We start from the raw sequence: 16,660 nt of genomic DNA on the forward strand, positions 1-16,660 counted from the left end.
TAATTTGGCATGCTGGCGCAGTTACGCGAAATTGTTGAAAAAGTAGTCAGTGCATCTAATCTTATTGATGCACTTGATCAATTGGTCATTCAAACGTGTCTTGCGCTCGATGCAGAGTGTTGCTCTATCTATATTGCCGATCATGGCCGCCGAGAATATACCTTAATGGCGACCAAAGGCCTTCATAAGCAAAGTGCCCATGTTGCACTAAAATTTGATGAGGGCTTAGTTGGGCTTGTTGGTCGTAAAGCTGAGCCTGTTAATGTTGCAGATGCTCATAATCATCCTGAATTTAAACACCTACCTGATATTGGCGAAGAGAGGTTTGCTTCTTTCTTTGGTACGCCAATTATTCACCAACGCCAAGTTCTTGGAGTTTTGGTGATTCAACAACGCTGTTGTCGAGTTTTTGATGAGAGCGAAGAATCTTTTATGGTCACCTTGGCCGCTCAAATTGCCACTATTCTTGCCCATGCGAAAGCGCAAGGTATGTGGCCACGTCAACGTCAGGGCATGCACTATACTGGTGTTGTTGCTTCAACTGGGATTGCCGTTGCAAAAGCGTGGTGGGATGACACGCAACCTCAGTTGGAGTCGGTACAGCCAGCTTTTGCCGCAGATATTACTCAAGAGCAAGAGCGACTCTCGATTGCAATCGATAAAGCCAGTGCTGAGTTTCGTCGCCTGCGTAAACGTTTTGATAATGAGCTACAAAAAGAGACGCTAGCCATTTTTGATCTGTTCAGTCATCTACTCAATGATCCTATGTTGAGAAAAGATCTGTTTGCCAAGATCAACGCAGGTGATTTAGCTGAATGGGCTGTGCGTCAAGTCGTTGAAGATTATTCGGCTCGTTTTGCTCAAATGAGAGATGAGTACCTAAAAGAGCGAGCCCAAGATTTACGTGAATTGGGGCAGCGCCTGCTCTATTTTCTCTCCCATGATGAAGTGGTCGAGCAAAAATGGGATGAGCCGATTGTCTTGTTAACGCGAGAGCTAACCGCTGCCATGTTAGCAAGTATTCCTACCGATAAATTAGCCGCTGTTGTTGCTCAAGAGGGGGCTGCTAACTCTCATGCGGCTATCTTATCGCGTACTCTTGGTGTCCCTGCGATCATGGGGGTTGATTTTGTTCCTGAATCAGCACACAACAAGCGAGTTATTGTTGATGGTTATCGGGGCGAATTTACCGTACAGCCTAATCGTTTAGTGCTAAAAGAGTATCGTCGCCTCCTTAAAGAAGAACAAGAACTGACGCAAATTGTTTCTGAAGAGTTGGCTCGACCGGCAATAACATCAGATGGATGTAAGGTTCAAACGTACTTGAATACGGGGTTAAACTCTGAAACTTGCCAAAATTTAAAAGCTGGCATCGATGGGGTTGGGCTTTATCGAACCGAAGTTCCTTTTTTATTACAGCACAGCTTTCCCTCTGAAGATGAACAACGCAGCCAATATCATACGATGTTGACAACCTATGCTCCTATGCCTGTTGTGATGCGAACGCTCGATATCGGGGGAGATAAACCATTACCTTATTTGCCAATAGAAGAAGATAATCCTTTTCTTGGTTGGCGAGGCATTCGTTTTACTCTCGATCACCCTGAAATTTTTACGATTCAAGTTCGAGCTATGTTGCAAGCAAGTATTGGGCTGAATAACTTAGATATTTTACTTCCGATGATCTCTAGCGTTGGCGAAATTGAAGAAGCCAAAGAGTTAATCGATAAAGCTTATCAAGATGTGTTGCTGCAAGCTCAAGGTCGGGGATTGTCATTATCTTATCCTCGTATCGGCATTATGATCGAAGTGCCGTCTATGCTGTATCAGCTAGATGCACTACAAGGACGAGTCGATTTTATCTCGGTTGGAAGTAACGATTTAACTCAGTATTTGTTAGCGGTTGATCGAAATAATGCTCGGGTGGCAAGTGTATACGACCCACTTCATCCTGCGGTATTGCACGCGCTTCATCATATTGTACAAAGCAGTAATCGATTAAAGATTCCGGTGAGTTTGTGCGGTGAGCTTGCCGGAGACCCTCTAGGTGCCGTTTTACTTGTTGGAATGGGGTATCGCTCATTGAGTATGAATACCCGCAGTATGGCAAAAATAAAATATATGCTGAAACATTTAACGATTGCGGATATGGAAAGTTTAGCGCAGTCTGTCCTTTCTGTTTATTTTGCCCAAGATGTGCGAGCCCAAACGGTTCAATTTTTAGAACATCATGGCTTGGGTGGATTAGTACGCGCAGGGAAGTTTTAATTTTTTATTAGGTCACACTATGTTGGAAAATGCGCTTTGGCTCTTTGGTATGTGTCTATTAGTAGGCAGTTCTGTTGGTTTTTTAGCTGGTTTACTGGGGATTGGAGGGGGACTAGTTGTTGTTCCTGCTTTGGTTTGGTTACTGCCTCAGGCTGGAATTAGCAGTAATTTAGTGATGCATATTGCTTTAGGGACCTCGCTTGCCAGTATTGTGTTAACCTCTGGCGCGTCGGCCCGTAACCACATTCGCCTAGGCAACGTGGATTATTCTGTTGTGAAAGCGTTGGCTCCAGGGGTGGTTTTAGGGGGATTTGGCGGCAGTTTTATCGCTGAAATTGTTCCAACTGAACTATTACCTAAAATATTTGCCACAATAGTACTTACTTTAGCAATCCAAATGCTGCTATCGATGCGATTAGGTCGCAAAGAGCAACGTTTACCTTCAACCGCTGCCTGTGCAAGTTGTGGCGCTGTGATTGGTGTTATCTCTAGCTTAGCGGGCATAGGAGGTGGATCACTGACAGTACCATATTTAAGCTGGCACGGTGTTGAAATGCGAAAAGCGATTGGCTGCGCCTCTTTTGCCGGAGCAATGATTGCTATTGCTGGCATGATTGGATTTATTACCGCAGGTGTTGGAAGCGAATCTTTACCGCCATACAGCTTAGGTTATGTCTATTTACCTGCATTATTAGGTATAGTAACAACATCTGTGATAACAACACGTTATGGTGCAGCTTTAGTCAGCCGATTGCCCACTGTAACACTGAAGAAAATTTTTGCCGTATTTCTCCTATTTATTAGTGTGAAAATGTTTTTGGGATAAAAAAGATAATCATTGGGTTATTTTCTAGATAAAGAGATAAGTAAATGCAGGGGTATTTAACCTTTCCACAAATTGATCCCGTGTTGGTTCAAATAGGTCCATTAGCTATTCGCTGGTATGGTTTGATGTATTTGATCGGTTTTGCCTTTGCCATGTGGCTTGCAAATCGTCGAGCAGATCAACCAGGAAGTGGCTGGACAAAAGATCAAGTTAGCGACCTATTATTTGCAGGTTTTCTTGGGGTCGTAATTGGTGGTCGAATTGGCTATGTGCTGTTCTACAACTTTGATCTTTTCCTCGCAAATCCTCTCTATCTATTTAAGGTCTGGACCGGTGGTATGTCGTTCCACGGCGGCTTGTTAGGTGTGATCACTGCGATGTTCTGGTATGGACATAAAAATGGCCGTACTTTCTTCTCTATTGCCGACTTTATTGCACCATTGGTACCATTTGGTTTAGGCATGGGACGTTTAGGTAACTTCATTAATGGCGAATTATGGGGCCGTGTGACAGATGTTCCTTGGGCGATGATCTTCCCAACTGGCGGTCCACTTCCTCGCCATCCATCACAGCTTTATGAGTTTTTATTAGAAGGTGTGGTGTTATTTATCATCCTGAACCTATTTATCCGTAAACCTCGCCCAACAGGTGCGGTATCTGGCTTGTTCTTACTTTGCTATGGTTCATTCCGTTTCTTTGTTGAGTTCTTCCGTCAACCTGATGCTCAACTGGGTTTCTTTGATGGTTGGTTAACCATGGGGCAGATCTTATCAACCCCAATGATTCTGCTAGGTGCTGCGATCCTTATCTGGGCTTATAAAAAGAAACCAGAAAGCTCAGCTGCATAAATAGCAATATAAAATAAGTGATCGCTTAATTTTAAAAGCTGTCGTTAGTGAATTGACCTCCAATAATTGGCCCCAATTATTGGGGGTCTTTTTATTTTGACCTATCACGAAAAATTAGAGTTAAATCTGGTAGAATTTGCGGCTAGGTAGAGGGGGATGGATCTCCCTTGAAATATATTGAGACAGACGAGTAGTACGATGAAGCAGTATTTAGATTTATGCCAGCGCATTGTTGATGACGGTGTATGGGTTGAAAATGAGCGTACGGGTAAGCGTTGCCTAACCGTAATCAGTGCTGATTTAACTTATGATGTGGCAAACAACCAGTTTCCTTTGATCACTACTCGTAAGAGTTTTTGGAAAGCCGCTATTGCCGAGCTATTAGGCTATATTCGTGGTTATGATAATGCCGCAGATTTTCGTGCTTTGGGCACAAAAACCTGGGATATGAATGCCAATGATAACCAAGCATGGCTCAATAATCCTCATCGAAAAGGTGATGATGACATGGGGCGTGTTTACGGAGTTCAGGGGCGTAGTTGGCGCAAACCTGATGGTTCAACATTAGATCAACTGCGCAAAATTGTTGATGATTTATCTCGCGGTATTGATGATCGTGGTGAAATTCTCACTTTTTATAACCCAGGTGAGTTTGACATGGGGTGTTTGCGTCCATGTATGCACACCCATACGTTCTCATTACTTGGTGATACCCTGTATTTAACCAGTTATCAGCGGTCTTGCGATGTGCCATTAGGATTAAATTTCAATCAAATTCAAGTATTTACTTTGCTTGCTTTGATGGCTCAAATTACAGGTAAGAAACCGGGTCAGGCTTATCATAAGATCATTAATGCTCATATTTATGAAGATCAGCTTGAGCTAATGCGAGATGTACAACTTAAGCGTGAGCCGTTCCCGTCACCACAACTTAAGATTAACCCAAATATCAAATCGTTAGAAGATTTGGAAACTTGGGTAACAATGGATGATTTTGAAGTGATTGGTTATGAGCATCATGAACCAATTAAGTATCCATTCTCGGTTTAATTCAGTTTAATCACGTTACTTAAGCGAACGTTAAAACAATAAAGGGAGTGTTGTGGCACTCTCTTTTTTTATTGTCTAAATGATGATTGGATTGAATGTGTAGAGATAAAAAAAGCGCCTCACAGAGATTCTGTGAGGCGCTTTTTGTTAAGAGGTATAGTGTTGCCTTATGCTGTGAAGGCTAGGATTGAACCTGGGATAGCGATAAATACTAGGCCTAGGTAACCGGCAACAGCTGCTTTATTTTTTGTTGCTAGTTCGCTTAGGAACTCAGCACATTTTAATGGAATCTCACGTAAGAATGGGATACCAAAGATAACCACTGTTGCCAACACGTTGAATGCAAGGTGTACCAGAGCAATCTGAAGAGCAAATACTGCATTTGGACCAGATACTGCTGTTGCTGCCAGTAAAGCTGTAATACATGTGCCGATGTTAGCGCCTAGAGTAAATGGGTATACATCGCGAACTTTCAGTACGCCAGTACCTACAAGTGGAACCATTAAGCTTGTTGTAGTCGATGAAGACTGAACAAGAATAGTCACAACAGTACCTGATGCAATACCGTGAAGAGGACCACGACCGATTGCATGTTGTAGCATTTCTTTTGCGCGACCAACCATTAGGCTGCGCATTAATTTACCCATCGCAGTGATAGATAAGAAAATTAAGCTAATACCGATAACGATAAGCAGTGCGCCACCGATGTTATTACCAAAGGTTTCTAGTGGTGTTTTAACAAGATCAATCGCTGGTTGAGTTAGTGGTTTCATGAAGTCAAAGCCCTTCATGCTCATGTTACCCGTACCTAGGAACGGTGAAACTAACCAAGATGAAATCTTATCAAGCAGACCAAACATCATCTCAAGCGGTAGGAAAATCGCTACAGCAAGTAGATTAAAGAAGTCATGAACCGTTGCACTTGCAAACGCACGACGGAACTCTTCTTTACAACGCATGTGACCAAGGCTAACTAGCGTATTGGTGACAGTTGTACCGATGTTTGCGCCCATTACCATTGGAATAGCTGTTTCTACAGGTAAACCACCTGCCACTAAACCAACAATAATTGAAGTAACAGTACTTGAAGACTGAATAAGAGCTGTAGCAACCAGGCCGATCATCAGACCCGCAACTGGATGGGATGCAAATTCAAATAGTGTTTTAGCTTGTTCGCCAACAGACCATTTAAAGCCGCTGCTGACCATAGATACAGCAACAAGTAAAACATAAAGCATGAACGCTAGATTTGCCCAGCGGACCCAACGCATAGAGCTGTTTGATTTCGCAGCAGTAGTGGCTTGGGTAGTCATAATCATTTCTCCATGACAGGAATATGTCGTTTTGGTTTCAGTATGTTGAAATCTGAGGGCGATAGTAGAGTGGTTATATTTCAGAAATATTACAGTGACTGTCATAAAGTAAATTACTGCTTATTTTGTGAACGCAACCGATAAAATATGTCGATAGATTTCGCGTTCTTATTTTTCATAACTAACTGTAAATAAATATGTATTTTTGAAATTTTAAGGTTTGTAATAAAAAGCAACTAAGAGCAAAAAAATTTTATTTATTTGCTCATTTTTCGTTTGCTAAGCTTATTTGATAGGGAATATATGACAATTTTGTCTTGGTTGAGATCACTGAAAAGAACGAATAAAACTTGTTTATAGCTCTAATTATTCGGTTTTACCGAGGTTTAGTTTCTAAACAAACGATTTTTCAGTTCTTTACTGTGATGAGTAAACTGAATTTACAAATTGTTAGTCTTTTTTGCTTGTTGTTAAGGAGTAACGGTCGATGACCGACGCTATTCGTAAGTTTCTTAAGTTAGAATCCGCTGGTGGTATTGTGCTGATTATCGCAGCAGCTGTCGCGATGTTTATTGCTAACTCACCTCTGGGCTCTGTATACAGTGGTGTTCTACACTCTTACGTCGCTGGTTTATCTGTTGAGCATTGGATTAATGACGGTTTAATGGCCATCTTCTTCTTGCTTATCGGTTTGGAAGTGAAACGTGAGTTGATTGAAGGTGCGCTAAATACAAAAGAAAAAGCCATTTTCCCAGCGATTGCAGCTTTAGGTGGCATGATTGCTCCGGCATTAGTATATGTTGCCTTTAATTTTTCTGATCCTGTGGCACTTAAAGGTTGGGCTATTCCTGCGGCAACAGATATTGCATTTGCGTTGGGTGTGATGGCGCTATTGGGTAATCGTGTTCCAGTTAGCCTTAAAGTATTTTTACTCGCACTGGCAATTATCGATGACTTAGGCGTTATTGTTATTATCGCTCTATTTTATAGCTCTGATTTATCAACTCTAGCTCTTGCCGTTGCTTTTGCATCTACTGCTGCGCTGTTTATCATGAATGCGAAGAATGTTACCAAGTTAACGCCATATTTAGTTGTTGGTGCCATTTTGTGGTTCAGCGTGTTGCAATCGGGCGTTCATGCAACCTTAGCGGGTGTAGTACTTGGTTTTGCGATTCCATTAAGTGGTAAAGATGGTGACCATTCTGATAACCATTCGCCGCTTAAGCATCTAGAACATGCATTGCATCCATACGTTGCATTCCTAATTTTACCGCTGTTTGCTTTTGCAAATGCTGGTATTTCATTAGAAGGCGTTTCATTTGCAAGCCTAACGTCTATGTTGCCACTAGGTATTGCCGCTGGTCTATTTATTGGTAAACCTCTGGGTATCTTTACTGCAAGTTATATTGCTGTGAAGACGGGTTTAGCAAAACTACCTGATGATATTGGTATGAAAGAGATTTTTGCAGTATCGGTGCTATGTGGTATCGGTTTCACAATGTCTATCTTTATCTCATCATTGGCGTTTGTTGGTGAATCTGGTGATTTCTCTACTTACTCTCGCCTAGGTATCTTACTTGGCTCAACATTTGCAGCTCTAATAGGTTATGGTTTATTAAATCGAGCTTTGCCAAAGACACTGTCAAAAGCGGAGGCATAATAATATGAAAGGGATTCTTTTTGCTCTTGTCATGATATCCCCAGCGGTATTTGCTGCGGGTGATTACAATAACTGTGCTAACAATAGCCAAACGGAAGTATGCCAAGCTTATCTTGCTGGGCTCAACCAAGGGAAGGAAACGGTTAATTCAGTAGCGATGACTGAGTCAGAAAGAACCTTTCGTACTCGTGCACTTGAACAGCGCGTTGGCGAGCGATACCGCAAAACAATAGAAAGTAATAAAAAATAATACGTTACTAAATTCTATCTTTGCTCGATATTTGATTGAATACCCTAGGCGCTATGCGTAAGCTAATGTGCCTAGGGTTTTCTTTTATCAGGCAAAAATCATGTCGCATCTCAACTACAATCATCTTTATTACTTCTGGATGGTATGCAAACAAGGATCAGTGACCAAAGCTGCAGATGCACTATTCCTTGCCCCTCAGACGGTAACAGGCCAAATCCGTGCCTTAGAAGAGCGTTTAAAAGGCAAACTAACCAAACGTGTTGGACGTAACATTGAGCCAACGGAGCTTGGACAGTTGGTTTTTAAATACGCAGATCGTATGTTTGATTTAAGCTATGAAATGCTTGATATCGTCAATTACACCCAACGAGAAAATCAGTTATTAGAAGTTGGGGTCGCCGATGCATTATCTAAGCGATTGGTGAGTAAAATTCTACTGGTTGGTATGCCAGAAGATGAAAAAATTCATCTACGCTGTTATGAATCTACTCATGAAATGCTTTTAGAGCGCCTCTCTCAGCACAAACTGGACATGATCTTATCAGATTGTCCTGTTGATTCGACGCAAAGCCCAGGCCTTTACAGTAAAAAACTGGGGGAATCTAGCATGAGCTTTTTTTGTCAAACGCCTGAGCATCCAGTTGATTTCCCTGCCTGTATTGAAGACTATAAGTTACTGGTTCCAGGCCCTCGTACTGCGATGGGACGCAAATTACATCAATGGTTTGAGCAGCAAGGCTTAACGCCAAATATTCTTGGTGAGTTTGATGATGCCGCCTTAATGAAAGCTTTTGGTGCTTACCATCGTTCTATGTTTGTTGCGCCTTCGATTTATGCAGAAGAGCTAGAAGAATCGAATAAATTTTGTGAATTGAAACGTGTGCGTGAGATAAAAGAAGAGTACTACGTAATTTTTGCCGAACGTATGATTATGCACCCAGCAGTAAAAACTATCTGTGAAACCGATTTTGGTTATCTATTCCGCTAATTGGGGCTACTTTACTGTTAGCTGAGATTAAGTTTTTGCTAGGAATTAGCTTAAATTTTGACTATATTAGATATGACTAATGTAGGGCGGAGTTAATATGGATCTACAGCAGATGGAGCAAAATGCAGCACAAGCGGTCACTTTGCTTAAAGCGATGGCGAATGAACGTCGCTTATTTATTCTCTGTTATTTGCTTGATGGTGAGATGTCTGTCGGCATCATGAGTGAGAAGTTAGGGTTAAGTCAATCCGCTTTATCACAGCATTTGGCATGGCTACGACGTGATGGTTTAGTCGATACCCGTAAAGAAGCACAAACCGTTTATTACTTTTTAAGTAGCCCTGAAGTCAAACAGATGATCACTTTGCTTCATTCCATGTATTGTGGGCAGGAGTAATAGGCGAGCTATATTACAGATTCAGCGGTAAATTTTAGATATAAAAAAACCGGCAAAAGCCGGTTTTTTTGATCGCGTTCTTTAATTTAACAATTAAAGAGCTTTGATCTTAGCAGCTAGACGAGCTTTGTGACGTGCAGCTTTGTTCTTATGGATTAGGCCTTTAGTAGCCATACGGTCCATAACAGGTTGCATTTCAACGAAAGCTTGAGTAGCAGCTTCTTTGTTACCAGCTTCGATAGCAGCAACAACTTTTTTGAAGAAAGTGCGCATCATAGAACGACGGCTAGCATTGTGCTTGCGACGTTTTTCTGAAGTTAGTGCACGTTTCTTAGCAGACTTGATATTTGCCAAGGGTGTAACTCCCAAATCTTGGTACGGTGACAATTTAAGGCCGAGGACTATGCCTGTAAAACCTATTAATGTCAATAAAATTTGTGCAAATAACCGCCGAACCAAACTTGTTGGCACTCGCGGATTAACACGGTTAATATGGCGGCAGATTTTACCAGTAATTGAACCGAGAAGTCACCATTCTCTGGCATTTTTTTATGAGGTTTTTTTGTGAGTAAGCGTCTTTTACGCTCTGGCATGATAGTTAGCGCCATGACACTCGTCTCTCGCGTCCTTGGTTTGGTCCGAGATGTTGTGGTTGCTAACCTTATGGGAGCAGGGGCTGCGGCAGATGTTTTTTTCTTTGCCAATAAGATCCCCAACTTTTTACGCCGCCTGTTTGCTGAAGGTGCATTTTCTCAAGCATTTGTTCCTGTATTAACGGAATATCATGCAAGCGGCGATATGGATAAAACGCGCCAGTTGATTGCAAAAGCATCGGGCACCTTAGGGGCGATAGTAACGTTAGTGACAATTGTTGGGGTGTTGGGCTCTGGTGTGGTCACCGCTCTGTTTGGTTTTGGATGGTTTTTAGATTGGCTTCATGGCGGCCCAGCAGCAGAAAAGTTTGAGTTAGCGAGTCTACTGCTTAAAATTACCTTCCCGTACTTATGGTTTATCACCTTTGTTGCTTTATCTGGTGCTATTTTAAATACCTTAGGTAAATTTGCGATATCGTCATTCACCCCGGTATTTCTTAATATAGCCATTATCTCTTGTGCGGCTTTTCTTTCGCCAAAACTGGCACAACCTGAAATTGGTTTAGCGGTGGGGGTCTTTTTAGGTGGCATGATCCAATTTGCTTTTCAATTGCCATTTCTCTATCGCGAAGGTTTTTTAGTTCGTCCTCAATGGGGATGGAACGATCCTGGTGTGGTAAAAATCCGTAAACTGATGTTACCGGCTTTGTTTGGCGTCTCTGTTAGTCAAATCAACCTACTGCTTGATACCTTCATTGCCAGTTTCTTAATGACAGGCTCTATTAGTTGGCTTTACTACTCAGATCGTCTGCTTGAGTTTCCTTTAGGGATGTTCGGTATCGCTATTGCCACTGTTATTCTACCTGCGTTATCACGTAAACATGTTGAGCAATCGGGTAATCAATTTGCTGAAACCATGGATTGGGGGGTACGAATGGTGCTTCTCCTTGGTATTCCAGCCATGCTTGGTATGATTGTGCTAGCAAAACCTATGTTGATGGTGCTGTTCATGCGTGGTGAGTTCAACGTGTACGATGTGAACCAAACCGCAATGTCACTTTGGGCGATGTCGGCTGGCTTATTAAACTTTATGTTGATTAAGGTTCTCGCCCCTGGATATTACGCCCGTCAAGACACTAAAACCCCCGTTAAAATTGGTATTATCGCTATGGTGAGTAATATGGTCTTTAACGCCATGTTTGCGCCATTTTTCGGTTATGTTGGTTTGGCGATTGCAACGGCACTGTCTGCACTGGTTAACGCTTCTTTGTTGTACCGAGGCTTGCATAAAGGTAATGTTTACCGAGTATCACGTAAAACCCTCTGGTTCGTAGCTCGTTTGGTTGTTGCAGGTGGTATTATGGTAGGTACTTTGCTGTATATCATGCCGCCAATGGCACAGTGGGTTGATTGGTCAACTGCACATCGAGCACTCTGGTTGGCTAGCCTAATTGGTTTAGGTGGCGTAGTTTATGTTCTCATTGCTCTTATTTTAGGAGTAAGATTTCATCATCTACGTACAGATAGCTGATAGCGACGAGTATTTAGTATATAATTCGTCGGTTTTTAGTCTGTTGACTAAGTTTTTATCCGAAGACAAATAAAATTGCGCATGGAATTAATCCGAGGTATTTACAATATCCGCCCGCGGCATCACGGTTGTGTGCTGACGATTGGTAACTTTGATGGTGTCCATTTGGGCCATCAGGCGGTACTTAAACAGCTGATAGTGAAAGCTCATGAAATGTCATTGCCTGCAACGGTGATGTGCTTTGAACCGCAGCCGCTAGAAATGTTTGCACCCTCGCGAGCTCCTGCTCGGCTAACGCGTTTTCGTGACAAGTACTTACAGCTAAAAAATGTCGGTGTCGAGCGTTTGCTGTGCGTCAATTTTAATGCACATTTTGCTAATTTAACGGCAGAAGAGTTTGTTCGCCGCTTGTTGGTTGAACAATTGGGTGTTAAGTTTCTGGTTGTCGGCGATGATTTCCGCTTCGGCAAAGATCGCGTTGGTAATTTTGATATGCTGGTTGCGGCCGGTAAGCATTATGGCTTTGAGGTAGTCAGTACCCAAAGTTTCTGTGTTTCTAAGCAGCGAGTTAGCAGTACAGCAATACGTCAAGCTCTAGCCAGTGATAATCTGGTGGATGCTGAAACAATGTTAGGCCGTCCATATAGCATTAATGGGCGTGTCTCTCATGGTCGAAAACTGGGTCGAACCATTGGTTTTCCTACTGCGAATGTGCCACTAAAGCGACGTGTGTCTCCTGTTTCTGGGGTGTACGCCGTGGAGGTGTATGGCGTAGGTGAAAAGCCAATTCCAGGTGTGGCTAATATCGGTCATCGACCAACGGTTAAAGGTGTACGTCAACAGCTTGAGGTACATTTATTCGATTTTCACTCTGACTTATATGGGCGTCAGATTGAAGTCGTGCTTCGTCATAAATTACGTGATGAGCAGAAATTCGAATCATTTGATGCGTTAAAAGCACAAATCGAACACGATGCTCAGTCAGCTCGATTATGGCTGGCTGAGGTTAATAATGTCCAACTTCGCCCAAGTAACGGAATCTAGAATCAATGAGCGACTATAAAGATACCCTGAACCTGCCTGAAACAGGGTTTCCGATGCGAGGCAACCTAGCTCAGCGTGAGCCTGCAATGCTAAAGCGTTGGTACGATGAAGATCTTTACGGTGAAATTCGTAAAGCTAAGAAAGGTAAAAAGTCTTTCGTACTGCACGATGGCCCTCCATATGCCAATGGTGATATTCACATTGGTCACGCCCTAAACAAGATTCTTAAAGATATTATTATTAAGTCAAAGACTCTTTCTGGCTTTGATGCGCCATACGTACCTGGTTGGGATTGCCACGGTCTACCAATTGAATTAATGGTAGAAAAGAAAGTTGGTAAACCAGGTCAAAAAGTGACTGCAGCTGAGTTCCGCGAAAAATGTCGTGAGTACGCTGCAGGTCAGGTTGAAGGTCAAAAAGAGAGCTTCATCCGTCTTGGTGTATTGGGTGAGTGGGACAAACCATACCGCACAATGGACTTCAATACAGAAGCCAATATTATTCGTGCGCTAGGTAAGATTGCAGATAACGATCACCTACTAAAAGGTTTCAAACCTGTTCACTGGTGTACCGACTGTGGTTCTGCACTGGCTGAAGCAGAAGTGGAATACCAAGATAAAGTATCTCTATCTATCGATGTTAAATTTAAAGCGGTAGATGAAGCTGCAGTGCTTGCAAAGTTCGGCTGTGATGCAGATAAAGGTCAAGGCGATGTGTCTATCGTTATCTGGACAACAACTCCTTGGACTATGCCAGCTAACCGCGCAGTAGCGATCAGTGCAGATCTTGAGTATGCACTAGTACAGACTCCTGCAACTGAAGCACACCCAGCGCCACAACGTCTAATCATGGCTGCAGAGCTTGTGAAAGAAGTGATGGCTCGCGTTGGTTTTGAAGAATCTGAAATCCTTGGCTTCTGTAAAGGTGAAGAGTTAGAACTGCTTCGCTTTAATCACCCATTCTATAGCTTTGATGTGCCAGTTATTCTTGGCGAGCACGTTACAACTGAATCGGGTACAGGTTGTGTACATACTGCACCTGGCCATGGTCAAGAAGACTTCGTGGTTGGTCAAAAGTACAATCTTGAAATTGCAAACCCAGTTGGCAGCAATGGTGTTTACCTACCTGATACTGAGATCTTTGCCGGTCAACACGTATTAAAAGCAAACGAAGCTGTTGTTGAAGTGCTACGTGAGCATGGTTCACTATTGAACTTCTCAAAAATCACTCACAGCTACCCACATTGCTGGCGTCATAAGACTCCAATTATCTTCCGTGCAACACCACAGTGGTTCATTTCTATGGACAAAGCTGGTCTTCGTGCAAAAGCATTGGAAGAGATCAAAGGTGTTCAGTGGATGCCTGAGTGGGGTCAAAGCCGTATTGAAGGTATGGTGGAAGGCCGTCCTGAATGGTGTATCTCTCGTCAGCGTACTTGGGGTGTGCCAATTGCACTGTTTATCCATAAAGAAACACAAGAACTACACCCACAAACATCTGAGCTAATTGAAAAAGTAGCCCAGCTGGTTGAACAAAAAGGTATTCAAGCTTGGTGGGATCTTGAGTTAACTGACGTAATGAGCGCAGAAGATGCAGCAAATTACGAAAAAGTACTTGATACTCTTGATGTATGGTTTGACTCAGGCGTGACTCACTTTGCTGTGGTTGATAACCGCCCTGAGTTTAATGGTCATTCACCAGATCTTTACCTAGAAGGTTCGGATCAGCACCGTGGTTGGTTCCAGTCTTCATTGATATCTTCTGTGGCAATGAAAGATAAAGCACCGTACAAACAAGTGCTAACTCACGGCTTCGTTGTTGATGGTCAAGGCCGTAAGATGTCTAAATCTATCGGTAACGTAGTTGCGCCAAAAGATGTAACTAATAAGCTGGGTGCAGATATCCTGCGTCTATGGGTTGCATCAACTGACTATACTGGTGAAGTTGCGGTTTCTGATGAAATCCTAAAACGTTCTGCTGATGCTTACCGTCGTATCCGTAACACAGCACGTTTCTTCCTAGCAAACCTACATGGCTTTAACCCAGAGACTGATTGCGTTGCACCTGAAGATATGGTTGCACTTGATCGCTGGGCGGTAGGTCGTGCAATGGCGGCGCAAGAAGAGATCGTTAAAGCTTATGAAGAGTACAACCTACACGCAGTAACTCAGCGTTTAATGCAGTTCTGTTCTGTAGAGATGGGCTCATTCTACCTAGACGTAATCAAAGACCGTCAATACACAGCAAAACAAGGTGGCCATGCTCAGCGTAGCTGTCAAACGGCTCTATACTACATTCTTGAAGCGCTTGTGCGTTGGATGGCTCCTATCATGTCATTCACAGCAGATGAGATTTGGAATGAAATGCCAGGTCAACGCGACAAGTTTGTCTTCACTGGTGAGTGGTTCGAAGGTCTATTTGGTCTTGCTGAAGGCGAAGAGCTAAATAACGAGTTCTGGGCTGAAATCCAGAAAGTTCGTGGTTCAGTGAATAAGCTACTAGAAGCGGCTCGTAACGAAAAAGTTATTGGTGGTTCTCTACAAGCAGAAGTAACACTGGCTGCAAATGCTGATTTAGCCGCTAAGCTAAACAAGCTAGAAGATGAACTACGTTTCGTATTACTAACATCTAAAGCACAAGTTGTGGTTGCAGATAGTAAACCAGCTGACGCACAAGAGACTGATATCGACGGTCTGTATGTGTCAGTTAAAGCTTCAGAAGCTGAGAAGTGTGAGCGTTGTTGGCACCATGTTGCTGATGTTGGCACTATCGCAGGTCACGAAGAAGTTTGTGGTCGCTGTGTGAGCAACATCGACGGTGAAGGCGAAGAGCGTAAGTTTGCCTAATGACGATGCCTTCGCTTAAACAATCTGGAATTCGCTGGCTATGGCTAGCGATTCTAGTGTTCATTATTGATATCGGCAGTAAGCTGGTTGTGATGAATACTATGGACTACGGTTGGCCAAATCGTATTGAAGTGCTGCCTTTCTTTAATCTGCTTTATGTGCACAACTATGGTGCAGCATTTAGTTTTTTAAGTGATGCGGGCGGTTGGCAACGCTGGTTGTTTACGGCGATTGCATTAGGAGTATGCGGTCTATTATTGTTTTGGATGAGACGAACTCCGGCTTCAAATAAGATAGCCAACAGTGCTTATGCTTTAATTATTGGCGGGGCGCTCGGAAATTTATTTGATCGTATGTACCATGGTTTCGTCGTTGATTTCCTCGATGTTTACTGGGGGAATTATCACTGGCCAGCCTTTAATATTGCAGACTCGGCTATCTGTTTAGGTGCCGCTCTGATCATTATTGATGGCTTTGTTAATGATAAAAAATCATCGTAATCAGAATCAATAATAAATACTCTGATAAAAACCTTAAGCGCTGTCCGTTGATACGGATGGCGCTTTATTGTTTAATGACAACAATAAAAGATAGAGATAGGGAATATCATGCCGGAAATAACAGGGAACAGTGAAGTCTTGATCCACTTTACCATTGAATTAGAAGATGGTTCATTAGCAGAATCAACTTATGCATTGGGCAAACCGGCAAAATTTCGTTTAGGGGATGGCAGTTTAACGCCAAACTTTGAACAGTGCTTATTAGGGTTACACGTTGGTGATAAAGAGAAATTTATCTTAGCGCCAGAAGATGCTTTTGGGCTGCCAAATCCTAATAATATCCATCAAATTAATATCAATAAGTTTTCAGCAGAAGCACCCGCAGAGGTAGGTACTATCATTGCATTTTCTGGCTCGGATGGGCAGGAGATTCCAGGTGTGGTTATCGCCGTTGAAAATGAGATGGTGACGATTGATTTTAATCATCCACTGTCGGGCCAAACCATTACCTTTACGGTAGAGGTTATGGCGATTGAAAGATAAAGA

The 16,660-nt window shown here is 42.7% G+C and carries 15 protein-coding genes; 13 read left to right on the forward strand and 2 right to left on the reverse strand.

What is annotated here, in order from left to right; translation table 11 throughout:
* Positions 1-9: 9 nt before the first annotated feature.
* The 4 genes from ptsP (at position 10) to WAX86_RS02780 (ending at position 4,992) form a co-directional block, all read left to right on the forward strand.
* Complete coding sequence (gene ptsP / locus WAX86_RS02765) at positions 10-2,268, forward strand: phosphoenolpyruvate--protein phosphotransferase (protein WP_237034781.1); 2,259 nt, start codon at positions 10-12, stop codon at positions 2,266-2,268.
* 19 nt (positions 2,269-2,287) lie between these two features.
* Positions 2,288-3,094: a sulfite exporter TauE/SafE family protein gene (locus tag WAX86_RS02770; protein ID WP_044176650.1), complete on the forward strand. Its 807-nt coding sequence runs from the start codon at positions 2,288-2,290 to the stop codon at positions 3,092-3,094.
* Positions 3,095-3,138: 44 nt separating this feature from the next.
* Positions 3,139-3,942 carry a prolipoprotein diacylglyceryl transferase gene (gene lgt, locus WAX86_RS02775; protein ID WP_005301219.1) on the forward strand — a complete coding sequence of 268 codons (804 nt, stop codon included), beginning with the start codon at positions 3,139-3,141 and terminating at the stop codon, positions 3,940-3,942.
* 198 nt (positions 3,943-4,140) lie between these two features.
* On the forward strand, positions 4,141-4,992 hold the full coding sequence (locus WAX86_RS02780; protein WP_065172255.1) for a thymidylate synthase: 852 nt from the start codon (positions 4,141-4,143) through the stop codon (positions 4,990-4,992).
* A gap of 167 nt (positions 4,993-5,159) precedes the next feature.
* Here the strand turns inward: WAX86_RS02780 and WAX86_RS02785 are convergent, their stop codons facing one another.
* Positions 5,160-6,305, reverse strand: a complete 1,146-nt coding sequence (locus WAX86_RS02785; protein WP_065172254.1) for a Na/Pi symporter — start codon at positions 6,303-6,305, stop codon at positions 5,160-5,162.
* Between the two features lie 487 nt (positions 6,306-6,792).
* Between WAX86_RS02785 and nhaA the strand changes: the two genes are divergently transcribed.
* The 4 genes from nhaA (at position 6,793) to WAX86_RS02805 (ending at position 9,600) form a co-directional block, all read left to right on the forward strand.
* Positions 6,793-7,965: a Na+/H+ antiporter NhaA gene (gene nhaA / locus WAX86_RS02790; protein WP_065172253.1), complete on the forward strand. Its 1,173-nt coding sequence runs from the start codon at positions 6,793-6,795 to the stop codon at positions 7,963-7,965.
* A gap of 4 nt (positions 7,966-7,969) precedes the next feature.
* Positions 7,970-8,215 carry a hypothetical protein gene (locus tag WAX86_RS02795; RefSeq protein ID WP_068946952.1) on the forward strand — a complete coding sequence of 82 codons (246 nt, stop codon included), beginning with the start codon at positions 7,970-7,972 and terminating at the stop codon, positions 8,213-8,215.
* Positions 8,216-8,315: 100 nt separating this feature from the next.
* A complete protein-coding gene (gene nhaR, locus WAX86_RS02800; protein ID WP_005301200.1) occupies positions 8,316-9,203 on the forward strand; it encodes a transcriptional activator NhaR in 888 nt (295 codons plus the stop codon).
* 97 nt (positions 9,204-9,300) lie between these two features.
* On the forward strand, positions 9,301-9,600 hold the full coding sequence (locus tag WAX86_RS02805) for a metalloregulator ArsR/SmtB family transcription factor (protein WP_044176638.1): 300 nt from the start codon (positions 9,301-9,303) through the stop codon (positions 9,598-9,600).
* A 93-nt stretch (positions 9,601-9,693) separates the two neighbouring features.
* Here WAX86_RS02805 and rpsT read toward each other — a convergent pair whose 3' ends face one another.
* Complete coding sequence (rpsT, locus tag WAX86_RS02810; RefSeq protein ID WP_005301197.1) at positions 9,694-9,954, reverse strand: 30S ribosomal protein S20; 261 nt, start codon at positions 9,952-9,954, stop codon at positions 9,694-9,696.
* A 210-nt stretch (positions 9,955-10,164) separates the two neighbouring features.
* On the opposite strand from rpsT, the gene murJ reads away from it, so the two are divergent.
* From murJ to fkpB, 5 genes are all read left to right on the forward strand, one after another.
* Positions 10,165-11,724, forward strand: a complete 1,560-nt coding sequence (murJ, locus tag WAX86_RS02815) for a murein biosynthesis integral membrane protein MurJ (protein ID WP_081283048.1) — start codon at positions 10,165-10,167, stop codon at positions 11,722-11,724.
* 81 nt (positions 11,725-11,805) lie between these two features.
* Complete coding sequence (gene ribF, locus WAX86_RS02820; protein WP_341489070.1) at positions 11,806-12,768, forward strand: bifunctional riboflavin kinase/FAD synthetase; 963 nt, start codon at positions 11,806-11,808, stop codon at positions 12,766-12,768.
* A 5-nt stretch (positions 12,769-12,773) separates the two neighbouring features.
* On the forward strand, positions 12,774-15,614 hold the full coding sequence (gene ileS / locus WAX86_RS02825; RefSeq protein WP_036764404.1) for an isoleucine--tRNA ligase: 2,841 nt from the start codon (positions 12,774-12,776) through the stop codon (positions 15,612-15,614).
* Between the two features lie 5 nt (positions 15,615-15,619).
* Positions 15,620-16,114: a signal peptidase II gene (gene lspA / locus WAX86_RS02830; RefSeq protein WP_371332608.1), complete on the forward strand. Its 495-nt coding sequence runs from the start codon at positions 15,620-15,622 to the stop codon at positions 16,112-16,114.
* Between the two features lie 108 nt (positions 16,115-16,222).
* Positions 16,223-16,657, forward strand: a complete 435-nt coding sequence (fkpB, locus tag WAX86_RS02835) for an FKBP-type peptidyl-prolyl cis-trans isomerase (RefSeq protein ID WP_068946955.1) — start codon at positions 16,223-16,225, stop codon at positions 16,655-16,657.
* The last annotated feature ends 3 nt before the right edge of the window (positions 16,658-16,660 follow it).

Origin of the sequence: Photobacterium damselae subsp. damselae, from assembly GCF_038086725.1 — a bacterium.
Lineage (GTDB): Bacteria > Pseudomonadota > Gammaproteobacteria > Enterobacterales > Vibrionaceae > Photobacterium > Photobacterium damselae.

What these genes read in the sequence shown, in the direction of transcription:
- ptsP (WP_237034781.1), top strand. Translation starts at nt 10, where the DNA reads ATGCTGGCGCAGTTACGCGAAATTGTTGAAAAAGTAGTCAGTGCATCT.
- WAX86_RS02770 (WP_044176650.1), top strand. Translation starts at nt 2,288, where the DNA reads ATGTTGGAAAATGCGCTTTGGCTCTTTGGTATGTGTCTATTAGTAGGC.
- lgt (WP_005301219.1), top strand. Translation starts at nt 3,139, where the DNA reads ATGCAGGGGTATTTAACCTTTCCACAAATTGATCCCGTGTTGGTTCAA.
- WAX86_RS02780 (WP_065172255.1), top strand. Translation starts at nt 4,141, where the DNA reads ATGAAGCAGTATTTAGATTTATGCCAGCGCATTGTTGATGACGGTGTA.
- WAX86_RS02785 (WP_065172254.1), bottom strand. Translation starts at nt 6,305, where the DNA reads ATGACTACCCAAGCCACTACTGCTGCGAAATCAAACAGCTCTATGCGT.
- nhaA (WP_065172253.1), top strand. Translation starts at nt 6,793, where the DNA reads ATGACCGACGCTATTCGTAAGTTTCTTAAGTTAGAATCCGCTGGTGGT.
- WAX86_RS02795 (WP_068946952.1), top strand. Translation starts at nt 7,970, where the DNA reads ATGAAAGGGATTCTTTTTGCTCTTGTCATGATATCCCCAGCGGTATTT.
- nhaR (WP_005301200.1), top strand. Translation starts at nt 8,316, where the DNA reads ATGTCGCATCTCAACTACAATCATCTTTATTACTTCTGGATGGTATGC.
- WAX86_RS02805 (WP_044176638.1), top strand. Translation starts at nt 9,301, where the DNA reads ATGGATCTACAGCAGATGGAGCAAAATGCAGCACAAGCGGTCACTTTG.
- ribF (WP_341489070.1), top strand. Translation starts at nt 11,806, where the DNA reads ATGGAATTAATCCGAGGTATTTACAATATCCGCCCGCGGCATCACGGT.
- ileS (WP_036764404.1), top strand. Translation starts at nt 12,774, where the DNA reads ATGAGCGACTATAAAGATACCCTGAACCTGCCTGAAACAGGGTTTCCG.
- lspA (WP_371332608.1), top strand. Translation starts at nt 15,620, where the DNA reads ATGCCTTCGCTTAAACAATCTGGAATTCGCTGGCTATGGCTAGCGATT.
- fkpB (WP_068946955.1), top strand. Translation starts at nt 16,223, where the DNA reads ATGCCGGAAATAACAGGGAACAGTGAAGTCTTGATCCACTTTACCATT.